Genomic DNA, 22,492 nt, shown 5'->3' on the forward strand with positions numbered 1-22,492 from the left:
TTAAAATTCATTGTAGATAAAGCCACCCTGACCTTGACCAAGATAACTAAAGAAATAAAGCAAACCCAGTAAAACAATAAAATACAGGACCGTTTGCCCTAAAAAAATATATAATGGTTTCTTTCTATCCATGATCGATTTCTTTTCTGTAAATTTCCGTCAATTTTCCCACAAACAATTACTATTTTTTCTTGTTCCCATTTTACCACTTTATTCCCTCTATTTTCAACTGTTTACCATTTTTTGGAAGTTGATTTTAGCTTATTTTAGTTCTTTCTTCATAATTTCACTGATGTAAATAAATCACTTTAAAACGATAGTAGACACCCCACTCCCCCTTTGGGCATTTTTATGCTAAAATAATAGCTATGGATAAAATTATTAAAACTATATCAGAAAGCGGGGCTTTTCGTGCTTATGTTCTTGATAGCACTGAAACCGTCCGCACTGCTCAAGAAAAACATCAAACCCAAGCTAGCTCAACTGTAGCACTTGGTCGCACCCTTATTGCCAGCCAGATTCTCGCAGCCAATGAAAAAGGAAATACCAAACTAACAGTAAAAGTGCTAGGTTCTAGCTCACTCGGTGCCATTATCACTGTCGCAGATACCAAGGGGAATGTCAAAGGTTACGTTCAAAATCCTGGTGTTGACATCAAAAAGACTGCAACTGGTGAAGTTCTAGTCGGACCTTTTGTTGGAAATGGTCAATTCCTCGTTATCACAGACTATGGTACTGGGAATCCTTATAACTCTATGACTCCCCTCATCTCTGGGGAAATCGGAGAAGACCTTGCCTTTTATCTGACTGAAAGCCAACAAACGCCGTCAGCAGTTGGTCTAAATGTCCTTTTGGACGAAGAAGACAAGGTCAAAGTCGCAGGCGGTTTCCTTGTCCAAGTCTTACCAGGAGCCAAGGAAGAAGAGATTGCTCGTTTTGAAAAACGCATCCAAGAAATGCCTGCCATTTCAACCCTTCTCGAGAGTGAAGACCATATCGAATCTCTTCTTAAAGCCATCTATGGTGACGAACCATACAAACGCTTGTCTGAAGAAGAGATTCGTTTCCAATGTGACTGTAGCAAAGAACGCTTTATGAAGGCTCTTTCTAGTCTTCCAAGCTCAGACTTGCAGCAAATGAAGGACGAAGACCACGGGGCAGAAATCACTTGTCAATTCTGCCAAACTACTTATAATTTTGATGAAAACGACCTGGAGGAACTCATTCATGACAAATCTTAATACACCTTTTATGATTGGCAATGTTGAGATTCCCAATCGTACCGTTTTAGCACCTATGGCCGGCGTGACCAACTCCGCCTTCCGTACTATCGCAAAAGAACTTGGAGCTGGACTCGTTGTCATGGAAATGGTCTCTGACAAGGGAATCCAATACAACAACGAAAAGACTCTTCACATGCTTCATATCGATGAAGGAGAAAACCCAGTCTCTATCCAACTATTTGGTAGTGATGAAGACAGCCTAGCACGCGCAGCAGAATTCATCCAAGAAAACACCAAGACCGATATCGTTGATATCAACATGGGCTGTCCAGTTAACAAAATCGTCAAAAACGAAGCTGGCGCTATGTGGCTCAAGGATCCAGACAAGATCTACTCTATCATTAACAAGGTCCAATCTGTCCTTGATATCCCACTTACTGTCAAAATGCGTACGGGCTGGTCTGATCCATCTCTAGCTGTGGAAAATGCTCTCGCCGCTGAGGCTGCAGGTGTCTCTGCACTTGCTATGCACGGTCGTACTCGTGAACAAATGTACACTGGTCACGCAGATTTGGAGACCCTTCACAAGGTTGCACAAGCTCTGACAAAAATTCCATTTATCGCTAACGGTGACATTCGCACTGTCCAAGAAGCCAAACAACGCATCGAAGAAGTCGGTGCTGATGCCGTTATGATTGGACGCGCAGCTATGGGGAATCCTTACCTCTTCAATCAAATCAATCACTACTTTGAAACTGGAGAAATCCTTCCTGATTTAACCTTTGAAGATAAGATGAACATCGCCTACGAGCATTTGAAACGCTTAATCAACCTCAAGGGAGAAAAGGTTGCGGTCCGTGAATTCCGTGGACTCGCTCCTCACTACCTCCGTGGAACATCTGGTGCAGCTAAACTCCGTGGAGCTATCTCACAAGCAAGCACACTTGCAGAGATAGAGGCCCTATTGCAATTAGATAAAGCATAAACGTATAAAAAAGGGCAAATCTCAAATTGAGATTTGCCCTTTTTTATATATTTTCATCTTGCAAATCTAGCTGCTTCACTCTAGCAATATAGTAGGACATGATCACAAACAAATTGAAGCTGACAATCCAAATAGACCATTCATGGAAAAAATGCATAGATACAGCCAAGCTAATAGCGCCCACTACGAAACTGCCTACAACAATGCCATAGTTCAAGGCTTGACGACGATATTCTTGAACATCTCCTTCTCCTCTAACGATACGATACAAAGCAGTCAACATCTTTCGGTAATTTCCAGAGGTCATAAAAATGACATAGGGATGATCTTCAATCAAACTACCCGTAAATGTTAGCATCATCATTCCAGTTCCAAAAGCAATAAAAGGAACTTCTAATAGAGGAAAGCGGGAAAAGAAGGGAAGAACAAGGGTACCGATAAATAAGGGAAGTAGCATCTTAACCCGCCAATAGGCTGTTTTGCGATATTCTTTCATGTACAAGGCGAAAAGAAAGCCTAGGGAAAAGAATATAATAGAACAGAATCTCAACATGGTATTGGTGACATGTGAATCGTGCCAATCTGATATCAGTAGGAGAATGTTCCCTGTCTGTGTTGCCACCAAACTATGGTACTGGATATGACAGAACACATCCAAAGAACCACCGATAAAGCCAAGGAACAATCCCATGAGTCGTGTATTTTGAGGTAAAATTAATTTATCTGACATTGATTCATCACTCGTTTCCCTTTGATTTTTTCATTATACCACTTTCTCTAAAAGAAACTAAGTGAAAAACGGTTAGTTCAGGTAGACATGATTAGATATACTTCAAAGTTAGTCTCATCTCTGGAGTTCATTTATGACGTCTTATCAACTTCAAATGCTGTAGGTACTCATCAACTAAACTATTTTTAAACAAATTATTTCAGTACTGAAGTCTATGGCTTAATCAAAGTAACACTTGAAACAGTACCATCTGCACCTGTTGTAATTTGGATGACTTTTCCACCACCTACTTCAGCATTGTATTTCCCATCATCAAGGGTATAAGAATAGCTTTGAATAGAGTAGTTTTCTTTCTTGCCATCAGCAGATTCTACTGTAAATTGACCGCCTGATGAGACAGTGATAGTTTCACCATTCGCACCCTTCCAATTCCCAGCTGCAGCTGAAAAATCTTTGTCCACCATAGTCAAGACACCTTTATAACGTTTGTTATGTTCTGCCTGCTTGTCTTGAAGTTTGCGATCAGTTGCTGGATCATAAGCTGACTGATTCTGTTTTTCTTGTGTTCCTTGTTGATTGGATGGAGCTTGAGAAGGGGTTTGCTTAGCAGAAGGTTCTTGATTTTGTTTTGTTTCTGGTGCTGGTGTTGCTTGCGATTGATTAGCAGTAGTCGTTGACTGATCAGAAGATGATGATTTAGCTTTTTCTGATGAAGTTGAACTTGAGGATTTCTGAGTCTTGTTCTCTTGACTTGAAGAACTGGCCTTAGAACTAGAAGATGCTTGTGTTGTCTTGCTAGAACTATCACTTGTGGTGTTTTCTTTCTTATTACCACAAGCCCCCAATAACAATGTTGAAGCAAGTACAGTTGCGGCCATTAATTTGATAGAAGTTTTATTTTTCATTTTATGCTCCTTTGTAACATTTTTGAAATGTTAAGAAATATTTTTGTAACATTATTGTAATATTTGTTTTTAAATCTGTCAACTATTTATCTAAAATTTTTTAGAATTATTTTTTAGTACATTTGTTTTCTTACTCCTCCTATATCTTTTATTCGTAAATAATTTAAAAAAAACACAAAAGTTCTTCCTGATAAAGTGCTATATTTTAAAGTGTAATCGCTTGCATTTTTTTCTTAAAGGACTATAATAAAATTGAAATAGGATATTGGAGGTGTAGGCCTATGTCAAGCAAATATTACACATATCTTCCTTGGTTGATTATTGGTGCATTCTCTTCTTATGGAGTTGCTACTCATTACGCTCAAACAACATTTGATTTGTTCTACTTAACCACAATCTTCATGATTGTTTATGTGGCTCTAATGTACTTACACGAACATTATTTAAAATATAAATACAAAGATTTATTCATTCGTTTTATGAGTAATCCTAAAAAAGATAAACATCCTTAAACAAAAAATAACAACAAAAAGAGGCCGGGAAGAATCCCGACCTCGCTTTTTTATGAATAATAAACCTTTGACACGATAGCTGACTTGGCTTGTGACGCAAACTTTATTTTCTCTATTCTCAAGCTTCAACTAGCCATCGGATTTGTTGAAACTTCTCAGGACTGAGACTAGGAAATCGAGACTTGGTCTATCGATTTCTGTCCCAAAGCTTTTTATTTCAATCGATAGGTTTTTCTTGGTTTCTTTTTAGGCACTCGTTTGAGCCCAACTTCTTCTACATACTCACCGTATTTTACGAGAAAGTTATTGCTGACGATTGGTCGTCCTGGGTTGATGAGATTGACTAATTCGGTCCCTTCATAGACAGTGAACTCCTCCTCTAGCAGATAGAGGAAGGTCGGATTCCAGTCAAGACGCCCTTGGATTCGTTTAATAGACTCTTGGATAATGGCATAATGGTCAAAGGCGAAGGCGTGCTCCTCCAACTCTAGTCCCTCTAGGAAGCACTTGCCCGTCTGAAAATCAACATCGACAAAAACTACATCCTTAGCATCATCTCCAGCTTGAACGAGTTCGAGTGCTCGACTAGGTAGATACACCAAGTGGGCGATAGTAACCGTCCAGCCCCGCGGATCACGACCTGGGGTAGACACTGTCATCAACTGTTCGATTTTTTCCAAAGGAAGGTCGAGGTTAACCTCCTCTCGCACCTCACGCTGGCAAGCATGCCTTGCATCTTCACTCTTATCCATAAAACCACCGACCAAAGCCAAACAGTTTTGATAAGGATGGGCCTTGCGACGAATCAGCAAGAGTTTGATTTTCCCTTCCACAAAGCAATAAGCTACCATATCCACCGTCACGCTCGGTTTTTCATACTGAGGAAGATCCTGTTTGCAGTACCAGTCTAAAAATTCCTTCTCAGTCGCATGAATCTCAAAATATTCTCTTTCTGTCATTCCAGCCGGGATTATCCTTTCAGTCATCTTATCCCTCCTTGACAGCTTTTGTCCATTGGTACCAACCGACTAAACTATTGATGGTATAAACCCAGTACATACCTTGGATATGGATATTTTCACCCCACCAGAGGTAAATACTAAAGAGATTGGTTGCAATCCAGAAAATCCATTGCTCACGGTAAAGACGTGTCATCAAGAGCTGACCAACACCATTGGTTGCATCCGTAACACTGTCACGGAAAGGACGAGCGCTATGGATACTTTGGTAGGCAAAGCCCATACCAATCCAGATGATGGCTGTCAAAGCCAAATATTTGAGCCAATCAATCAGGCCAAGTTTCTTAGCTTCAAAGTGAGACTCCTCTGGTTTTCCTTGCTCATTGATCCGATTAGATAACCAAGTATAAAGACCAATAGGCTGCATCACAAAGAAATAAACTGTGGTCAATACTTCACCATAGAAAGTGGCATCCATGGCTAATACCAAGTAGATAGCAGAGTTAATAGCACCAAAAAGGTAGTTACTTGCCCGACCTTCAGCTACCAAGATAACGCAGACAATCCCTGTCCAAGAGGCCAAAAGACCAACCCAATCATGACTTTCCGTGTTTTGTGTAAACTCCAGAATAAGAGGGACACTTGATAAAGCAATCAAATAGAGCCACTGGAAAAGACTGCGTCCCACAAAGAGGTCTTTCCAAAGCAAACTCATTACTCCTGCAAAACCAATTTTACGAGCTTCTGCGTGAACATTTTTAAAGTTTGCGATAAATCGAGTGATTTTTTCAGTTATTTTTTTCATTTTCTTCTCCTAATCTGCTTGGTAAATGGCATCGATAGCTACTTTTGCTGCTTCATAATTTCCTAGATAGTCATCAGCTAGATAAACATGAGGGATAGTAGCCAGATATTGCTCCCTCATCATATCCAAATGCTGAGAAAAACTATGACGGATATGGTCTTCTGCCATGGTCATGTCTCGAAAACCATCATTAACATAAGAGCCAACAGGTTGCACAAAGAGGATTAAATCCCACTTTTCCTTGGCTAAGATGGAAACGAATAGATTATCAAATGTTTCTACGGACAAGTCCCCCTGCTCTTCAGTTTCCATGTAGTAATCGTAGTAGCCCTTGGTTACCAATGAGTTGGTGTCTGCAATGACCAAGCCTCGATTGGCATTGCTATCGATTAACTTGGAAGTTTGGTCATATTGCCCCAATAGAAGGTAATAATAGTCTTTTGGAGTAAGCTCATCATCTCGGACATTATTTTTTATCTGATACTCACGAGCATATTCCAGACTGACTGGCGCATCATAGAAGCGAGCTAAATCCTTGGCTAGAGTTGTTTTACCATTACTAGCACTTCCCATAATCAACACTTTTTTCGTAAACTGACGGCGGAAGGGTTGAGCGATATATTTCCAATATCTACTTGGGTTTTCTCGAATCATGGTAGCCGAAATTCCAAATTTTCTTTCCTGTAGAACAGTCTCAAAACCACGTTCTGACAATTCTTGTTGGTATTCGGACTCTCCTACAAAAAAGATAAGCTCCTCACTAGTCTGGTCATAGGAAATGGCCTGTAACATCTGATCCAACCACTCCTGCCAGCCCATCGGATAGCGTGGAATATTGCTTTCGTCAAGTTTACAAACATAGGTCAACTCATCATCTCGAAAAGCTTCACGAATATAGCGAAATCTCTTTTGTAGTGTAAGTCCCACCTGTTCACCACGATCTCCCTTATAACCTGAAACTACCACCCATACAGCATCGCATTGACGTTTTGCTCTTTGGATTAAATCAATATGCCCTTGATGTAAGGGAGCAAAGGTGCCAAAAACAACCGCTATACTCTTTTTCATATCTGTTTAACCTTTTTATAAACTTTTATATTTTGCATTATACTCTGTCTTGTTCTGTTTGTCAAGACTTTTTTATTATTTTTTATAAAAACATTGCTGCATGATAAGATTTTTTTTACTTGATATGCAAAACCTGATCAGTAGCATTCTGTTTTGAAAGCCTTAAAATAAATGCACACTCCAAGTAGCTATTTGGGCAACAACTTTTCAAAAAAGAGGCTGAAACAATCTGTTCCAACCTCACAATTTTAAACAATTTCAAATTTTAATTGACCAGCTTTGACACCAATTTTCAGAGTCTTGCCAGCTTCCAATTCACCTTTAAGGAGAAGCTCTGCTAGCTTGTCTTCTACTTCCGTTTGCAAAGTTCTACGAAGTGGACGAGCCCCCATCTCTGGATCATAGCCTTGCTGAGCTAGAAGTTTAAGGGCAGATGCTTGGAGTTTCAAGTCAATTCCTTTTTCTGCTAGGCTTGCAATCAATGGTTTGACCATAATCTTAACTACTTCCTGCATATCTTGACTTGACAAGCTATGGAAGACTACCTTCTCATCAATACGGTTGATAAACTCTGGACGATAAGCCTTTTTCAGCTCCTCAAACATACGTTTTTCCATATTTTCTTGGTCAAAACGAATATCCTTAGCTCCAAATCCAACTGTTTTATCATCACGAAGGGCTGTTGCACCAAGGTTTGACGTCATGATAATAATGGTGTTTGAGAAATCAACCTTGCGACCTTTACTATCTGTCAAGACACCATCATCCAAAACCTGTAAGAGTACATTAAAGATGTCTGGGTGCGCCTTTTCTACCTCGTCAAAGAGAAGTACTGAGTACGGTTTATTGCGAACCTTCTCGGTCAACTCTCCACCTTCTTCGTAACCCACATAACCTGGAGGAGCTCCGTTGAGACGGCTAGCTGCAAATTTCTCCATATACTCACTCATGTCAAAACGGATAAGGGCTGATTCGTCATCAAAGAGGACTTCTGCCAAAGCCTTAGCCAATTCGGTCTTACCAACACCTGTTGGTCCTAGGAACATGAAGGATCCGATTGGACGTTTATGACTACGAATACCAGATTGATTACGGCGAATAGCACGACTGATACTAGATACAGCCTGTTCCTGTCCGATCACACGTTTATGCAGTTCAGCTTCAAGGTTGAGATACTTCTTGGCATCCGTTTGTGTCAATTTTTGAACAGGAATTCCTGATAAGCGACTCAAGGTGGTCAAAATATCAGATTCTTCTACTACATCTTTATAAACAGGTACTTCCTGCTCTTTTGCAATGAGTTGAGCTGCTTGCTTCCATTTTCCATCCATCAAGGCCTTATCAGCTGGTGTTAAACCTGACTCTTCTTGTTTAGCGTGTTTCGATTTATTTTGCACTGTTGCTGCCGCTTCATCCAAAAGATCGATTGCTGAGTCTGGTAAATGACGACTCGTCAAATAACGATGTGCCATTTTGACAGCTGTTTCGACTGCATCGTCTGTAATTTGGACATGGTGGTGTTTCTCATAAGTTGCTTTCAAGCCCTGCAAAATAGCCATACTATCTGCTAAACTTGGCTCCTCAATCATCACCTTTGCAAAGCGACGAGAAAGGGCTGCGTCTTTTTCGATGTGCTTTTGATACTCTTCCTGAGTAGTCGCACCGACAGTTCTCAGAGTTCCACGCGCCAAGGCAGGTTTTAGGATATTGGCCGCATCCAAGGTCGAATCAATCCCACTTCCTGAACCCATAATGGTATGCAGCTCATCGATAAAGAGGATGACCTTGCCATCTTCCTCAATATCTTTGATGATGTTGTTCATACGTTCTTCAAAGTCACCACGGAAACGAGTTCCCGCAACCACATTCATCAAATCAAGCTCTAAAACTCGCATTTTAGCCATCTCAGTTGGTACATCTCCGTTGGCAATACGTTGCGCAAGACCAAGTGCCAAAGCTGTTTTACCGACACCTGCATCTCCAACTAGGACTGGATTATTTTTTGTCTTACGGCTCAAGATTTGAATCATACGAGAGATTTCTTGGTCACGCCCGATGACTGGTTCCAATTTACCTGAGCGAGCTTGCTCTGTAAGATCATGCGTATAATCTTCCAAACCTCCACTTGGTGTCTGAGGCATGCCCATCATATTAGCCATAGAATTTTGCTTGTCCGCTACCGTACGATGGCGTTGACGAAGGGCCTTCAAATCATCTCTAGTCCAACCAGCACGCGCTTCAAGACTACGACGAAGTCCAGCAATCTTGACCTGATCCTTCTGATCTTCGTAAGAAAATCCCGCTTTTTCTAGAATACGAGTAGCCAAGGCATTGCCATCATGTAAGATAGCATAAAGCACGTGCTCTGTTCCTAAAACCTTGGCATGCACCACAGAAGCTACATGCTCTGCTTCCAACAACAATACCTTCAAACGGTGTGAAAAAGGCAACTCCTGATAATTTTCCTTATCGCTATACTTTGTTTCAGTCAGCTCTATAGCAACTTCCTCCAGACGATCAATCTCATAGGGAAATTCATTTAAAGTCGCCCCAGCTACACTGTAACTATGATTGGCCATAGCAATCAATAGGTGCCAAGACTCTAGGTATTCTGCCCCAAAATGACTTGCGACCAGAAAGGCACTGTCTATACATTCTTTCAATGCTTTTGAATATTTCATTTAGTTCTATTTTCCTTTTCTATCTACCTCTTGTAATAACTGTCGGAGCATATTGGCACGGATAAGATTGGCATCCTCACCTAGAACTCGGTCTGTCGCCATTGCTAGTAATAGATTCATCTCCTGACGAGTCACTAAATCCTGTTCAAACAAGAGTCTTAAAACATCTTCAAAGATAACTAGGCTGACTTCTTCGCCCACCGAATACAGTAAATCGCGAAGCATTTCATGGTGGTTTGAGAATTCAATCCGTCCTATACGAATGTAGCCACCACCACCACGCTTACTTTCAACCAAGTATCCCCTGCTTTCTGTAAAACGAGTCTTAATCACATAGTTAATCTGACTAGGAACAACCTGGAAAGTATCTGCCAACTGACTCCGTTGCAACTCCACAATACCAGATTGATCTAAAATTGCCTTGATGTAGGCCTCAATATGATCTGATGTATTTTTAAGTCTCATAACAAACCCACCTCTCTTTAAACCTTGACTATCTTTGACTATTATACCGAAATTTTTTCATTTTTAAAAGAAAAAGGGGCTGGTAATGAATAATCCTCACCAACTCCCTATCTTTCTACTTATCTAAGCCTAATTCTGCCAAGATTTGACGTTTGTAGGCAATCTTTTGGACTTCCTTGTCCTCGTCTTCAGACCAATCTAGTTTAATTTCTGAAACAATCTGCCCCGGGCGATTTTTCAAGATATAGATACGGTCGCTAAGGTTAAGGGCCTCCTCGATACTATGCGTAATGATGAGTGTCGTCAGGCCTAGCTGTTTATGAATATCAAGATACCAGGCATGAAGTTCCATTTTGGTCATCTCATCCAAGGCACTAAAGGCCTCATCTAGAAGAAAGAGCTTGTGCCCGAAAAGATAGGTCCGAAGTAAGGCCACACGCTGGCGCATCCCACCACTTAGTTCATGAGGATACTTGTCCCGGACAGCCGTCAACTGAAAAGTCGCAAGGATTTCATTCGCACGGGCAATGGCTTCCGCCTTATCCACCTTTTGGATCAAGAGGGGCAGGATGATATTACCAAGCACCGTCTTGTGCTCCAAGAGCAGATCCTTTTGTAGCATATAGCTCACGCGCCCCTTGGGATTTTCCTCCCCGTCAAGAATGATTCGCCCAGACTGGACTTCTAAAATCCCCGCAATCAGGTTAAAGAGGGTAGTCTTTCCTACACCACTGGGGCCTAGGATAGAAACCACTTCACCTGAAGTCACTTGCAGGTTAATATCCTCTAAGATCTTTTCATCATCGTAGGCATAGCTTACGTGTTCTAGTCTAATTTCTGTCATTATTTTACAAATTCATTAGTGAAACCTTTGTCAGTCAAGTCTTCCTTGAGGATTCCATTTTCCTTATCCCATTTGTAGAAGGAATTCCAACGGTCAGCATCAAATTGTCCCCATTTGTCCTTGTCGCTTGCGTATTCTTTTGACAAGTATTTCTGAGATTCGATGACAAAGTCACGTTTATCCTTGAGCTCAGGTGCATTCTTGATGAGGATATCTGCAGCTTCTTCTGGGTGCTCCATAGCGTATTGGTAACCTTTTTTGATGGCTTGAATGACTTTGCGAGCTTCTTCTTTGTTGTCTTTCAGATAATCGTTGTTTGCAATGATAACTGGTGAGTAGTAGTCAAACTCCTTGACATAATCTTTCAAGTACATGAAGTTAGCGTCCACACCTTGAGATTTGGCAAGAATCCCATCCCAACCATAATAAATCCAGGCAGCATCAAAAACGCCATTGGCAATCGGTGTGATTGAGTTTGAGTCGTTGTTTGGTACTTTTTCGACCTTCTCAAAGTCTCCACCCTGAGATTCTACCAAGGTTTTCAGCATAGCAAGCTCAGTTGGGTCATTCCAAGTTCCATATTTCTTACCAACCAAGTCTTTAGGACTGTTAATGTTGTCAGACTTACGAGAGATGATCCCTGATGTGTTGTGCTCAACGATAGCTGCAACTGCTGTAATACCTGCTCCTTTTTCCAATTTCTTAGCCATATAGTCTTGGAAGTACACTGCAAATGGCGCCTTACCATTGATAACCAAGTCAGAAGAGCTTTCTTCAGGTGGCAATTTCAAGTCAACATCCACTCCAGCTTCTTTAAAATAGCCTTTTTCTTTGGCAACATAAAGCCCTGTGTGGTTAGTATTTGGTGTCCAATCTAGGATAAAGTCAATTTTTTTGAGTTCTGCTTCTTTGTTATCCTTAGAAGCAGTTCCTTGGCCGCAGGCCACAAGCAAAATAGCTACAAAAGCTGTTACAATCGTAAAAAACACTTTCCATGTTTTCTTCATTTTTATTTCCTCTTTTCTTTTTCCAAAACGCTCTTTAAGTACGTTTCCATTTAATCACATATTTTTCACTAATATCAACCAACTTCATACCCAAAAGGCTGATCAGCGATACCAGAATAATAATGGCAAACATGGTATCATACTGAAACAGTTTCTTGGACTGAATCATGTAGACACCTAGGCCTTCAAAGCCTCCCAACCACTCAGATACCACTGTTGTGATAAAGGCGTAGGAGACACTAACCCTGAGTCCTGCATAAAAGTAAGGTAGGCTGACAGGGATTTTAAAATGCCAAAGGATTTGCCAAGGATTGGCGCGCATCAAACTAAATAAGGTCAGCATGTCCTTGTCACAATGCCTAAATCCATCCAAAATGCTGACGATGATAGGGAAGGTTGTCGTCAAGATAATCAAGACAATCTTGGGCAAGATTCCGTAACCTAGCCACAAGACCAGTATAGGGGCTATGGCAATGGTTGGTATGGTCTGGACAACTACCATCATAGGGTAAATCAAGTCATTGAGCCAACCCAAACTATCCATAAGGACAGCCATGATACAGGCTATCAAGACACCCAAGACCAAACCGAGCAAAGCTACTCTCAAAGTTGCCCAACTATGGTACCAAAGAAATTCTCTATCACGAACAAAAGACTGAAGAATTTCAAGAGGTGTCGGCAAGATAAACTTTGGTAAGAGTTTTAACAAACCCGCTACCTGCCAAAGAGATAAGACACCCAAAAATCCTAGCAGACTAATATGTCGTCTCATTATATTTTTCAAGTTTCTCATCGATACTTAAAATCTCTCCTACATTTATTTTCACATTGGCAAAAACATTATCTGCCCCTTGACCTGCCACTTCTAGCGCTTCTTTGAGAATGCGCATGAGTTGTTCAAAGTCTCCCTCTAAGACCGTTTCAAAGGGGGTCACTACCATGGTAACTCCTTGAGCTTGCAGGTAAGCAATGACTTGATCGATAAGGGCTATGCGGTCAATCCCTTGTGACAGGGGTAAGATTTGTAAAGCAATGCTTGCTTTCATTAAAACCTCCTTCTAAGTTACAGTTTTTCTTTGTAAAAAAAGAAAAACCTCTTTCATATATGAAAAAGGTGCAAAATTAGGCTAAGTATTCGTTCCCTACGCTGGCATTACCCAGATCAGGTGCGGTCGAAGTTTAACACTTCCTCTCAGACTGTACACAGACTCCCATATATTATATGGACATATGATAACGCAAAATAAACAAGATGTCAAGGAAACTGCTTACAGAAAAAGAGACGGCAAACCTTCTCTTTCTCTAATTATACAGATGAACTAGCTCTTTCAATTAAAGCATAGGGGCGAATAACTGAGCTACTTCTTTGATTAATGTTTGATACCAAGTAGGCTTGATTGTTCCAGGAAAAATTTCTTGCGATACTTCAAAAATCTCTTCAAAGTCCTTACGAATAGCTGCAATAGACGGTGTTTCGTACAATAAAACTGCATTTTCATAGTGGTGAACCAAGCTGCGATAATCAAGATTTATGGTTCCAACAACCGCAAATCGATCATCAACAATCATTTGCTTACTATGGATAAAACCAGGAGTATACTCGTAGATACGTACACCAGCAGACAAAAGATTAGGATAAGACCCTCGAGTTACTAACTGGATGAGCTTTTTATCTGGGATAAATGGAGTTATAATTCTCACATCTACGCCTCGCATAGCCGCATTTTTGATATCCTCTGTCAAATCATAATCAATAATGAGATAAGGCGTGGTGATATAGACAAAATCTTCCGCTTGATTAATCAGATTTTGATAGACGATTTTACCCACCTTCATCTGGTAGATTGGTTTTGGCCCACTACCATATGGAATACATAGACCGCCACCTGGTCGTGTCTGATTTTCCAAATGATACTGATCAAAGTCACTGATTTCTCCACGGTTGATATACCAGTTCATGAGAAATAGTCTTGTAAAGGCTTGAGTCGCCGGACCATCGATACGAATTCCACTATCCTTCCAATGTCCAAAACGTTCAATCTGATTGATGTATTCGTCTGCAAGATTAATCCCGCCAGTATAGGAAATCTGCCCATCAATGACTAATATTTTTCGGTGGTCACGGTTATTATAGGCCACCGTCATACGAGGAATCACCTTATTAAACTTATGAGCATCGATCCCTTTAGACCGCAAATGAACCGTATAATCTCCCGGCAAGGTCACCATACAACCAATATCGTCGTAGAGCATCTTGACCTCAACTCCCTGAGCTGCCTTTTCTTCCAGAATCTCAAGAATGCTATCCCACATCAATCCCTCTTCGACAATGTAGTATTCTAGAAAAATAAATTTTTTAGCTCTCTTTAGATCCTCCAGCATCTGTTGCCACATTTTCTCACCATTTGCAAAGAATTGTGAGTCTGTCTGATCATAAACTTCTGCATTACTGTCCATATGCAATAAGGCATTGATAATTCCGTAAGCAGATTTATCAGTTTCCTGTATATCTTGATGAAGACTATGTTCGCCCTTTTCATGAGATGCGATAGAACGAAGTTCCTGTAATTGTTTAAATTCCTTTTTTGATAACCGACGCTCACCAAACATGATATAAAGCAAGGGACCAAAAACAGGGACAAAAGTAACAATCAACCAAGTCACCTTGCTCTCTGGCGACATGGAACGATTGACAATCGCTATAACGGTTGCTATGCTGATCAGAAACACAAGAATGACCCAAACAAGTGGAGCAATCTGGCTCATGTAAAGAATAATTCCAAAAATAACAAATAATTCTATCAGGATAATCGCAATACTAAAGCCATACTTGGACATCAATAGTCGAAATTTTCTAGTCCCCATATCTCCCTCTCAACTTCTAAGTATACTCCCTCATATACTATCTGAAAACGCTTATTACCTTCTAGTATACTTAGTTTCATAAAACTTATCAAGCTTTTTCTGTATAGGCCGATAGTTCTACGTTTAAAATTAATTTAAAAAGCAGGCCACTTATATGTGCCTGCTCTCGTTTTACAATTTCAAAGCCAACATATTGACCGTCATACCAGCTGCAGTTCCCATCAAGAAGATGGTATCTCCTTCCTTCACATAGCCATGATCGAGTGCATAGGCCAAGCCAAAAGGTACCGCAACGGAAACCATATTTCCATACTCACTGACAATATTGAGATACTTGTCTTTACTAACTCCTAGTTTATCCATAACAAGTGGTAATGCTCGGCTAGCTTGGTGTGGAATAATATAGTCTACAGCATCTTTAGAAATACCTGATTTCTCTTGGAATTCTTGAAACATTTCTGGAATGACACGAGCAGAAAGCAAGAGGATCTTCTTCCCTTTCATATCAAACATGAAATTGGTCTTCGTTTCTTCAGAGTACTCTTTTGGTTGATAAGAAGTCAGACCTCCACGGATTTCAGTATCGTGGGCTCCCTCTGACCAAGTGCGTTGAAGGCTTGCTATCACTCCCTTATCCTTGTCACTTGCTTGGAAAATAAAGGCTGCCGCCCCATCACCAAAGAGTTCATAACTTTCTTTTTGCTTTGGATTGAGACCCAAGCTACCGACTTCACTGGAAACAATTAAGACACGACGATATTCTCCTGCTTCAATCAAATGTGACATCGTTGATAAAGCAGATATGAAACTTGTACAAGTCGTGTTGATATCCATAGCTGGTATAGAGAGCCCTTTTGCCACGCGCTCATGGATCAAAGCTGCCGTACATGGAATAGGCTGAACACCTACCGCGCTAGCTGATACAAGGCAATCAATGTCTTTAATACTTAAGTTTGCATTTTCAAGTGCACGTTGGATAGCCGCTTCTGCCAAATCTAGCTGTGTTTCTTCATTTTCTACGACACGGTAACGGGTTTGGTCTTTAAATTGCACTGTATTTTTTGGAAGGTAAGCTCCATAGCCTGCAATTTCTACATGTCTTTTCACTTCTGTCATAATCTTTTGTCCTTTCATAAACGTTGGATACGTTTGAGCTTACGACTTGTATCCCAGTGATAATCTGAAAATCGAATTTCAGGTACTTTAAACTCTTTTTGTTGAGCCAGGAGTTGGAACTGCTCTGTAATTGCTGTTTCCAATTGCTCATCCCTTCGACTCAGACAAACTTCTACTAACTTTTCAGAATGCTGTTTAACTTGGTAATCTCCGACATTTTCCACAAAGAGAATGCAACGCCTGATAAAGTCAGGATAAATCGTGACCTGACCTCCATCCAGCCCTTCAAAGTAGAAGATGTCATCAGAGCGACCTTCAACCTTATCAATCCTTGTATAATAAGACCCACATGAACAAGGTTCAGGATTTTCAACCAAGATATCGTTGAGCTGATAGCGATAAACAGGCTGACTGCTCCGCTTAAAATCAGTAATGACTGGATAAAAACGTCGGTCGTCCAAGTAGTGCTTTTCCACAAAGATGATGTCTTCATTAAGATGCAGATTCCCAGCTGAGCACGTACAAGCTAGAAAACCTTCTGTGGCTTGATAGACCTGGTCAATAACTGGTAGTGAAAAGGCTTCTGCGATCCGTTTCCTATCACTATCTTCCAAGATTTCAGCTACTGAAACGATTTTTTGTGGGCGAATGACTAACTCTCCAGCTTTTAGACGCTTGCTCAATTCAATCAACATCGAAGCAGGCGCCACCACAATGGTCGGTTGATAATTGTTGAGGCGCTCGATATGCTCATCAGTATTCTTGAAAATATCAAAGTACTCTAAACGAATAAGCGCCGTATTGATGGTCTGATAGAGTTCATTATCCGCTCTGAGGAAAAAGGCTATGCGGTGCCCCAAAAGGTGACCTTTAGGCAACATCTTTGCCAAGATAGCTGCTGCCCACATACTTCTCTCTTTTTCAGTTGTGATAAAGAGTCCCCGGTGTCCAGATGTCCCAGAAGACAACCCAACAGCTATTTCTCCCTTGAGCTCTGTAAAATTCCTGGTCTTTTCACTTTCGATAGCCAAAGCCAAGGCCTCATCTCGATCCACTCCTTGAGTATTGAGCTCATTGAAATGCGTCATCATAAAAGCTTTATCCATATGGTCAAAGTCGTGAGGCACACCATTTTTAAAATAAGGTGATTCACGTTTTAGAAATTCCATATAGGCATCTAGTTGCTTTTTCTGATAGCTTTCTAAGGCTTCTCGAGACTTAAAATTATGTAGCCAACGAGTTTGGATAAAAGTTTTAAGAAAGGTTATTTTTTTCATACAAAATCCGCTCAATCCTTTCTACAGGGTCATGGCTGACAAGCGCTTCTATACCATCCTTCAACACCTCTTCCAAGAGCTCGGTTCCTTTGATATAGTCAGCCTTACTATCTTGCACCAAGAAAGGAATCAGATGCATCTGCTTTGTATAGGGTAAGAGGTCAATTCCCCAACAAAGATCCGCTGCGATAAAGAGATGATAATCTGGAATAAAGAGACAGGCTTGCCCCTTAGCATGCCCATCAATAGAAGCTACCAGGATACTTCCATCTCCAAAAAGATCCTTGGTGGAACGATAAGAAAAGTTGGAGTTTTGCTGATCTGCCTTGATGACTGTCAATCTTTCCTCGAAGTCACTCGGCAAAAATTCTTTAAAAATTAAATCTTTTAGTTTTGGTTTCTTGTAAACATCATACACTTCCTGGGTTAGAATAAATGTTGCATTCGGAAAGAAGCTAGCCCCTCCTAAATGATCTGGATGTAGATGAGACAACAAGACATAGTTAATTTCTTCTGGTTTAATTCCTTTAGCCTTCAGCAAATGCGAAATCTGATCCTGCTCTGTCATTTGAACGGGCGTCCCCAAGCGATATAAAGCATATCTTAGTTTTGTCTTAATATCGTAGTGATAGCCAGTATCATAGAGCAAATAACCTTTATCCCTGTGCTTAATCAAAAAGACACCTGCAGGGAAAGTCATCTTTCTATTCTTGACACCCTTAAAAAGCAAACCGGCATAACTCGTACAATATCCCGCTGGGAAATACTCAATGCTTTCGATAATCTTGGACATATTGTTCAATCCCTTCTGAAATACTAATTTTAGGACGATACCCCAATTCCCTCTCAGCCTTGCTAATATCTAGAGTTTGACTATAACGAAGTAGATAATAGGTATATCGGGTTAAAGGCGGTTCCCCTTTCAGATTCAAGAACTTGTAAAGAAACTCTAAACTACTTGCAATTCCTGCTAATAGAGATGCTGGAATTTTTCTATATTTGATTGGGTAACCCAAGCCTTTCAAACTTTCCTCTAGCAAATCCCTAAAAGCCCTCGGTTCACCATTAGTAATGTTATAAACCTCACCTTTAGCCTCTGGAGCTTCTATGGCCAAACGGATTGCCAGAGCAACATTTTCCACACAAGTCATGTCCATGAGCTGACGCCCATCCCCAATCAAAGGAATTCCTATTTTTTGACTCAGATTAATTACTCGTGGCAAAATACTGGTATCCCCAATCCCAAAAAGCCCACGAGGCCTCAAGATGATACTAGGAACATCTGGGTAATTTTTAAAAAGTTTCTCCGAAGCCAATTTACTACGTATATAGTTATTGAGATTATTTTCCTCTGGAGCATCACTTTCTTTAATACCAAGTTGGTCTTTAGGTGCTGCATAAATACTTGGTGAGGATACATAGACTAAGCGCTGAATCCCAGCTTGGCGACAAGCTTCGAGAACATATTTGGTTCCTAAAACATTGACCTGATAAAAATCTTCCCAAGGGCCCCAAACTGTTGACAGGGCTCCCGCATGAACGACCAGATCCATCCCCTTGCAAGCCTCTAGCACATCCTCAGCTTTGGTCAAATCACCCTGAAAAAAACTGACCGAAGAATTTTCCAAGGAGCGACCTACTTTACTGTTTCTACCAAAAGCTCGCACTTGGTAACCATGCTCAACTAGTTCTTCTACAACATATTTTCCAAGAAAACCAGTGGCTCCTGTAACTAATACTTTTTTCATCACTCTTTCTCCTTAGTTGCTAACAGGCGGTGGATTTCACCTTCCAATATTTCTGTCGGATGATAAGATTGTACGACTTGGCGGAGATTCTCCAATTCTGTCCAATTTTCTTTAGCCAATAGCCTATCAAAGGCCTGCCCAATCTCCTTGCTATTATTTCTTTTAGCTGTATAAGCAACACCCGCTTCCACACCCCGAACAGCATAATCAAATTGGTCGTAGTCATGAGGCAATATCAAAGCAGGTTTGCCATAAATAATGCACTGATAAAAGATACCTGCTCCACCATGATGAATGACATAGTCCATCTGAGGAATGTATTCCTTGTAAGGAAGATAAGAAACAAGGGACAGATTCTCCATCAGATTCTCACACTGAAAAGGTTCTCCACCAACTCCACGAGTCACAAAAAAGTGAAAATCAGGATGCGCTTTGGCTAGTTGCTTCGCTTGAAAGATTAGATTATCTTTAGCCCATGCCAGTTGTGTCCCACAAGTAACCAAAACCTTTTTTCGATTAGGGAAAAACGACAAATCTAATGGATAATCCTCTCCAGACTCAACAGAAGCTCCAGAGGGCCCTACCCACTTGTAGTGTTCTGGAAATCCCTTTTTTAACTCTACTTCTTTCATCCCTATACCAAGGATTGAATATGGAGAATAAATAGTCTCTTGGTCCAGTTGATTATAGAGTCTAAAATTATATCTCTTTAAACGATCACGAAACGAAAAAGATACAATCCGTTTTACTAACCGAGTTCCCTTTCTACCTAAAAATTGTACTGCAGACTCCCATGCATTCTTGGGACTCCCCATCCCACCAATTAGACAGGGCGGGCCATCAGTAGTCTCTAAAACAAATTGTGTAGCCATGGTAGTGATCCAAGGAATACCAAGCTGATTAGCTATAAGGCCACCAGACAGAGTTATAAAATCAGCAATAACAATATCTGGACGATTCTTTTGCCACTCTTTCATTAATTGATCAGAAACTAAATTAATTAAATCAATACTAGCAGAAAGTTGATGATAGGCCGATAAAATTCCTAATTGCTCAGAGTTATTTGCTGCTTTTTCGAACTCCTCAACGTGGCCTTCTAGTATAGTAACTACATTAAAACCTGCAGCCTCAGCAACAGTTTTTTTCTGGGGGCCTGTAAATAAACGTATCTCATACTGAGGATTGTCTAATAGAGGTAGTAATAAATTCATAGTTGGATACAAATGTCCACTCAAAGGAACAATCACAACATCGATTTTGATTTTCTTCATAATCCTAGCATATCAAATTTTCCAAAAAAGAACTATCACGAGGATAGTTCTTCTTAAATATTATTGGTTTTAAATTATAGAAATAGTATTTGATTCCCTCATACATTATTTGAATATTCGGGAGGAATTCATAATGTAAGAATCTTAAATTTACTATCTCACAAGGGCTCTGAAGTAGCTTTCCTTAGAACAATTCCTTATAGAAAGCAATGGTTTCTTCCAAAGTTGGCATGAATGGATTACCTGGTGCACAAGCATCAATCAAGGCATTCTTAGAAAGGTATTCAAAGTCAAAGTCTTTTTCTTCGATACCAAGTTCTGTCAATTTCTTAGGAATACCGACAGTTTCAGAAAGTTTTTCAATCTCAGAAATAGCATAAGCAGCACATTCTTCATCTGATTTTCCTTCAATTTGCATTCCCAAGGCTTTCGCAACATTACGGAAGGCTACAGGTACACGTTTGGCATTTTCACGCTCAACGACTGGCAAAAGCATAGCACAGCACACGCCATGAGGTAAGTTATAGACAGCCCCCAATTGGTGAGCCATTGAGTGAACATAGCCGAGTCCAGCATTGTTAAAGCTCATTCCTCCAAGGAAGATAGCATTAACCATACCTTCACGAGCTTCAATATCGTGACCATTTTCTACTGCACGTGGAAGATATTCTTTGATTAGCTCAATCGCTCCGATAGAAAGTTTCTTAGTCACATCATAAGCACCTGGTGTTACCAAAGCTTCAACGGCGTGAGTAAGAGCATCCATACCAGTAGCCGCAGTCAAAGCTTGAGGTTTTGAAACCATCAATTCAGGGTCATTAACAGAGATAAGGGCAAGACTGTTTTTATCCACCATTACCATTTTAACCTTACGTTCTTCATCAGTGATAACGTAGTTAATGGTAATTTCTGCTGATGTACCTGCAGTAGTATTGATAGCTACAACAGGAAGACCTTTTTGAGCAGACTTATGCAAACCTTCATAATCCTGTGGTTTACCACCATTCGTCGCGATTACAGAAATACAGCTAGCTGCATCCTGGGGAGAGCCACCACCGACCGAGATGATAAAGTCACAGTTGTGCTCTTTCAAAGCAGCAACCCCATCCATAACATTTTTACAAGTAGGGTTGGGTTCAACATCACTAAAGATAACGTAAGCAATCCCTTCATCATCTAAAGGTTTTAAAATTTTTGGCAAGATATCACTTGATTCGATAAACTTATCTGTCACCAAAAGAGCCTTACTGTAACCCAACTCCTTAACATAAGGCCCAACTTCATTTACCATACCTTTACCAATAAGGTTAACTGCTGGAACGTAAAATGTTGCCATATTTTATCCTCCTTGCGTTTTTCACGCTATATATTTGGGTTAATTATATAATATATTTTCTGTATTTTCAAATATTTGTGATTTTTTTAACAAAAAGAATGTTTAAAAATATTTAAACAAAGTTTTATAAGGAAAAGATAATCAGAAAAATTTGAGGTGGACTATTTTAGGCTCTATAATATTTGTAGTGGGTAAATCCCCTATGGATATTATGAAGCCTATTTTTGTGTAGAAAAAAAGTCCCATAAGATCTATCATGAAAAGCGACCAAACCATCATTAGAAAGAATCATATGGAACAATTAAATTTTATCACAAACTTACTCGGAATTAAAGACAAGAACATCATAATCTTGGATTATATTGATGCTAGAACGCGTAAAGAAGTCATCGCTAAGCTAGATTATCCTGCTCCTAAGTGTCATCACTGCCTAGGGCAAATGACTAAATATGACTTCCAGAAAGAATCTAAAATCCCCTATCTAGAGTGTGCAGGCTATAAGACACTCATTCGATTGAGAAAACGCCGTTTCCGTTGTAAAGTCTGCGGGAAAATAGCTGTCGCAGAGACTTCCTTAGTCAAAAAGAATCACCAAATCGCTACCATCGTTAACCAGAAAATCACTCAAAAATTAATCGAGAAAGTCCCTATGACGGCTATCGCAGAAAGTCTATCTGTCTCTACTTCGACAGTCT

The 22,492-nt window shown here is 40.3% G+C and carries 23 protein-coding genes; 4 read left to right on the forward strand and 19 right to left on the reverse strand.

Annotated features, from left to right (window positions below; all coding sequences use genetic code 11):
* Nucleotides 1-132 (reverse strand): teichoic acid D-Ala incorporation-associated protein DltX, encoded by a 132-nt coding sequence (locus AC3E7H_RS07500; RefSeq protein WP_000375187.1) that lies wholly within the window; start codon nucleotides 130-132, stop codon nucleotides 1-3.
* Nucleotides 133-368: 236 nt separating this feature from the next.
* On the opposite strand from AC3E7H_RS07500, the gene hslO reads away from it, so the two are divergent.
* Together hslO and dusB are read left to right on the forward strand one after the other, a co-directional pair.
* Nucleotides 369-1,241: an Hsp33 family molecular chaperone HslO gene (gene hslO, locus AC3E7H_RS07505; RefSeq protein WP_000357869.1), complete on the forward strand. Its 873-nt coding sequence runs from the start codon at nucleotides 369-371 to the stop codon at nucleotides 1,239-1,241.
* Nucleotides 1,228-2,208, forward strand: coding sequence for a tRNA dihydrouridine synthase DusB (dusB, locus tag AC3E7H_RS07510; RefSeq protein WP_000183319.1), 981 nt, complete (start codon nucleotides 1,228-1,230; stop codon nucleotides 2,206-2,208). Before hslO ends, dusB begins: the two co-directional genes overlap by 14 nt.
* Nucleotides 2,209-2,251: 43 nt before the next feature.
* Here the strand turns inward: dusB and AC3E7H_RS07515 are convergent, their stop codons facing one another.
* Complete coding sequence (locus AC3E7H_RS07515; RefSeq protein WP_001280921.1) at nucleotides 2,252-2,938, reverse strand: YoaK family protein; 687 nt, start codon at nucleotides 2,936-2,938, stop codon at nucleotides 2,252-2,254.
* Nucleotides 2,939-3,150: 212 nt separating this feature from the next.
* On the reverse strand, nucleotides 3,151-3,843 hold the full coding sequence (locus tag AC3E7H_RS07520) for a hypothetical protein (RefSeq protein WP_000792405.1): 693 nt from the start codon (nucleotides 3,841-3,843) through the stop codon (nucleotides 3,151-3,153).
* Between the two features lie 281 nt (nucleotides 3,844-4,124).
* Here AC3E7H_RS07520 and AC3E7H_RS07525 point away from each other — a divergent pair, with 281 nt between their 5' ends.
* Nucleotides 4,125-4,355 carry a hypothetical protein gene (locus AC3E7H_RS07525; RefSeq protein WP_000096276.1) on the forward strand — a complete coding sequence of 77 codons (231 nt, stop codon included), beginning with the start codon at nucleotides 4,125-4,127 and terminating at the stop codon, nucleotides 4,353-4,355.
* A 212-nt stretch (nucleotides 4,356-4,567) separates the two neighbouring features.
* On the opposite strand, the gene AC3E7H_RS07530 is transcribed toward AC3E7H_RS07525, so the two are convergent.
* The 16 genes from AC3E7H_RS07530 to AC3E7H_RS07605 all read right to left on the reverse strand — a co-directional run bounded on the left by AC3E7H_RS07530 (nucleotide 4,568) and on the right by AC3E7H_RS07605 (nucleotide 21,797).
* Nucleotides 4,568-5,341 carry an NUDIX domain-containing protein gene (locus tag AC3E7H_RS07530; RefSeq protein WP_000140040.1) on the reverse strand — a complete coding sequence of 258 codons (774 nt, stop codon included), beginning with the start codon at nucleotides 5,339-5,341 and terminating at the stop codon, nucleotides 4,568-4,570.
* Nucleotide 5,342: 1 nt separating this feature from the next.
* On the reverse strand, nucleotides 5,343-6,119 hold the full coding sequence (pnuC, locus tag AC3E7H_RS07535; protein ID WP_000724356.1) for a nicotinamide riboside transporter PnuC: 777 nt from the start codon (nucleotides 6,117-6,119) through the stop codon (nucleotides 5,343-5,345).
* Between the two features lie 9 nt (nucleotides 6,120-6,128).
* Nucleotides 6,129-7,187: an AAA family ATPase gene (locus AC3E7H_RS07540; RefSeq protein WP_000748153.1), complete on the reverse strand. Its 1,059-nt coding sequence runs from the start codon at nucleotides 7,185-7,187 to the stop codon at nucleotides 6,129-6,131.
* Nucleotides 7,188-7,435: 248 nt separating this feature from the next.
* Nucleotides 7,436-9,868 (reverse strand): ATP-dependent Clp protease ATP-binding subunit, encoded by a 2,433-nt coding sequence (locus AC3E7H_RS07545; protein WP_490676334.1) that lies wholly within the window; start codon nucleotides 9,866-9,868, stop codon nucleotides 7,436-7,438.
* A 6-nt stretch (nucleotides 9,869-9,874) separates the two neighbouring features.
* The gene (locus tag AC3E7H_RS07550; protein ID WP_001237459.1) at nucleotides 9,875-10,333 is read right to left on the reverse strand and encodes a CtsR family transcriptional regulator; all 459 of its coding nucleotides are present in this window, start codon (nucleotides 10,331-10,333) and stop codon (nucleotides 9,875-9,877) included.
* Nucleotides 10,334-10,448: 115 nt separating this feature from the next.
* Nucleotides 10,449-11,177 carry an ABC transporter ATP-binding protein gene (locus tag AC3E7H_RS07555; protein WP_490676335.1) on the reverse strand — a complete coding sequence of 243 codons (729 nt, stop codon included), beginning with the start codon at nucleotides 11,175-11,177 and terminating at the stop codon, nucleotides 10,449-10,451.
* Nucleotides 11,177-12,184, reverse strand: coding sequence for an ABC transporter substrate-binding protein (locus AC3E7H_RS07560; RefSeq protein WP_000754525.1), 1,008 nt, complete (start codon nucleotides 12,182-12,184; stop codon nucleotides 11,177-11,179). Before AC3E7H_RS07560 ends, AC3E7H_RS07555 begins: the two co-directional genes overlap by 1 nt.
* A gap of 34 nt (nucleotides 12,185-12,218) precedes the next feature.
* Entirely contained in the window at nucleotides 12,219-12,977 is a 759-nt protein-coding gene (locus tag AC3E7H_RS07565; protein WP_007555765.1) for an ABC transporter permease, read from the reverse strand.
* Nucleotides 12,940-13,230: a thiamine-binding protein gene (locus AC3E7H_RS07570; protein ID WP_000647654.1), complete on the reverse strand. Its 291-nt coding sequence runs from the start codon at nucleotides 13,228-13,230 to the stop codon at nucleotides 12,940-12,942. Before AC3E7H_RS07570 ends, AC3E7H_RS07565 begins: the two co-directional genes overlap by 38 nt.
* 286 nt (nucleotides 13,231-13,516) lie before the next feature.
* Entirely contained in the window at nucleotides 13,517-15,049 is a 1,533-nt protein-coding gene (cls, locus tag AC3E7H_RS07575; RefSeq protein WP_000537232.1) for a cardiolipin synthase, read from the reverse strand.
* Between the two features lie 171 nt (nucleotides 15,050-15,220).
* Nucleotides 15,221-16,165 carry a 3-oxoacyl-[acyl-carrier-protein] synthase III C-terminal domain-containing protein gene (locus AC3E7H_RS07580; RefSeq protein WP_000141188.1) on the reverse strand — a complete coding sequence of 315 codons (945 nt, stop codon included), beginning with the start codon at nucleotides 16,163-16,165 and terminating at the stop codon, nucleotides 15,221-15,223.
* Nucleotides 16,166-16,179: 14 nt separating this feature from the next.
* Complete coding sequence (locus AC3E7H_RS07585) at nucleotides 16,180-17,442, reverse strand: F390 synthetase-related protein (RefSeq protein ID WP_000724371.1); 1,263 nt, start codon at nucleotides 17,440-17,442, stop codon at nucleotides 16,180-16,182.
* Entirely contained in the window at nucleotides 17,420-18,235 is an 816-nt protein-coding gene (locus AC3E7H_RS07590) for an MBL fold metallo-hydrolase (RefSeq protein ID WP_490676336.1), read from the reverse strand. Before AC3E7H_RS07590 ends, AC3E7H_RS07585 begins: the two co-directional genes overlap by 23 nt.
* A complete protein-coding gene (locus tag AC3E7H_RS07595) occupies nucleotides 18,210-19,190 on the reverse strand; it encodes an NAD-dependent epimerase/dehydratase family protein (RefSeq protein WP_490676337.1) in 981 nt (326 codons plus the stop codon). Before AC3E7H_RS07595 ends, AC3E7H_RS07590 begins: the two co-directional genes overlap by 26 nt.
* Nucleotides 19,190-20,461 carry a glycosyltransferase gene (locus AC3E7H_RS07600; RefSeq protein ID WP_490676338.1) on the reverse strand — a complete coding sequence of 424 codons (1,272 nt, stop codon included), beginning with the start codon at nucleotides 20,459-20,461 and terminating at the stop codon, nucleotides 19,190-19,192. Before AC3E7H_RS07600 ends, AC3E7H_RS07595 begins: the two co-directional genes overlap by 1 nt.
* A 184-nt stretch (nucleotides 20,462-20,645) precedes the next feature.
* Nucleotides 20,646-21,797: an iron-containing alcohol dehydrogenase gene (locus AC3E7H_RS07605; protein ID WP_000190386.1), complete on the reverse strand. Its 1,152-nt coding sequence runs from the start codon at nucleotides 21,795-21,797 to the stop codon at nucleotides 20,646-20,648.
* Nucleotides 21,798-22,089: 292 nt separating this feature from the next.
* Between AC3E7H_RS07605 and AC3E7H_RS07610 the strand changes: the two genes are divergently transcribed.
* The coding region (locus tag AC3E7H_RS07610; protein ID WP_490676339.1) for a transposase family protein at nucleotides 22,090-22,492 on the forward strand (403 nt) is incomplete at its 3' end.

The organism is Streptococcus sp. SCPM-O-B-15304 (M98), assembly GCF_058200215.1.

Bases quoted from the DNA above. Each gene is read 5' to 3' on its own strand.
- AC3E7H_RS07500 (WP_000375187.1), bottom strand. From the start codon at position 132: ATGGATAGAAAGAAACCATTATATATTTTTTTAGGGCAAACGGTCCTG.
- hslO (WP_000357869.1), top strand. From the start codon at position 369: ATGGATAAAATTATTAAAACTATATCAGAAAGCGGGGCTTTTCGTGCT.
- dusB (WP_000183319.1), top strand. From the start codon at position 1,228: ATGACAAATCTTAATACACCTTTTATGATTGGCAATGTTGAGATTCCC.
- AC3E7H_RS07515 (WP_001280921.1), bottom strand. From the start codon at position 2,938: ATGTCAGATAAATTAATTTTACCTCAAAATACACGACTCATGGGATTG.
- AC3E7H_RS07520 (WP_000792405.1), bottom strand. From the start codon at position 3,843: ATGAAAAATAAAACTTCTATCAAATTAATGGCCGCAACTGTACTTGCT.
- AC3E7H_RS07525 (WP_000096276.1), top strand. From the start codon at position 4,125: ATGTCAAGCAAATATTACACATATCTTCCTTGGTTGATTATTGGTGCA.
- AC3E7H_RS07530 (WP_000140040.1), bottom strand. From the start codon at position 5,341: ATGACTGAAAGGATAATCCCGGCTGGAATGACAGAAAGAGAATATTTT.
- pnuC (WP_000724356.1), bottom strand. From the start codon at position 6,119: ATGAAAAAAATAACTGAAAAAATCACTCGATTTATCGCAAACTTTAAA.
- AC3E7H_RS07540 (WP_000748153.1), bottom strand. From the start codon at position 7,187: ATGAAAAAGAGTATAGCGGTTGTTTTTGGCACCTTTGCTCCCTTACAT.
- AC3E7H_RS07545 (WP_490676334.1), bottom strand. From the start codon at position 9,868: ATGAAATATTCAAAAGCATTGAAAGAATGTATAGACAGTGCCTTTCTG.
- AC3E7H_RS07550 (WP_001237459.1), bottom strand. From the start codon at position 10,333: ATGAGACTTAAAAATACATCAGATCATATTGAGGCCTACATCAAGGCA.
- AC3E7H_RS07555 (WP_490676335.1), bottom strand. From the start codon at position 11,177: ATGACAGAAATTAGACTAGAACACGTAAGCTATGCCTACGATGATGAA.
- AC3E7H_RS07560 (WP_000754525.1), bottom strand. From the start codon at position 12,184: ATGAAGAAAACATGGAAAGTGTTTTTTACGATTGTAACAGCTTTTGTA.
- AC3E7H_RS07565 (WP_007555765.1), bottom strand. From the start codon at position 12,977: ATGAGAAACTTGAAAAATATAATGAGACGACATATTAGTCTGCTAGGA.
- AC3E7H_RS07570 (WP_000647654.1), bottom strand. From the start codon at position 13,230: ATGAAAGCAAGCATTGCTTTACAAATCTTACCCCTGTCACAAGGGATT.
- cls (WP_000537232.1), bottom strand. From the start codon at position 15,049: ATGGGGACTAGAAAATTTCGACTATTGATGTCCAAGTATGGCTTTAGT.
- AC3E7H_RS07580 (WP_000141188.1), bottom strand. From the start codon at position 16,165: ATGACAGAAGTGAAAAGACATGTAGAAATTGCAGGCTATGGAGCTTAC.
- AC3E7H_RS07585 (WP_000724371.1), bottom strand. From the start codon at position 17,442: ATGAAAAAAATAACCTTTCTTAAAACTTTTATCCAAACTCGTTGGCTA.
- AC3E7H_RS07590 (WP_490676336.1), bottom strand. From the start codon at position 18,235: ATGTCCAAGATTATCGAAAGCATTGAGTATTTCCCAGCGGGATATTGT.
- AC3E7H_RS07595 (WP_490676337.1), bottom strand. From the start codon at position 19,190: ATGAAAAAAGTATTAGTTACAGGAGCCACTGGTTTTCTTGGAAAATAT.
- AC3E7H_RS07600 (WP_490676338.1), bottom strand. From the start codon at position 20,461: ATGAAGAAAATCAAAATCGATGTTGTGATTGTTCCTTTGAGTGGACAT.
- AC3E7H_RS07605 (WP_000190386.1), bottom strand. From the start codon at position 21,797: ATGGCAACATTTTACGTTCCAGCAGTTAACCTTATTGGTAAAGGTATG.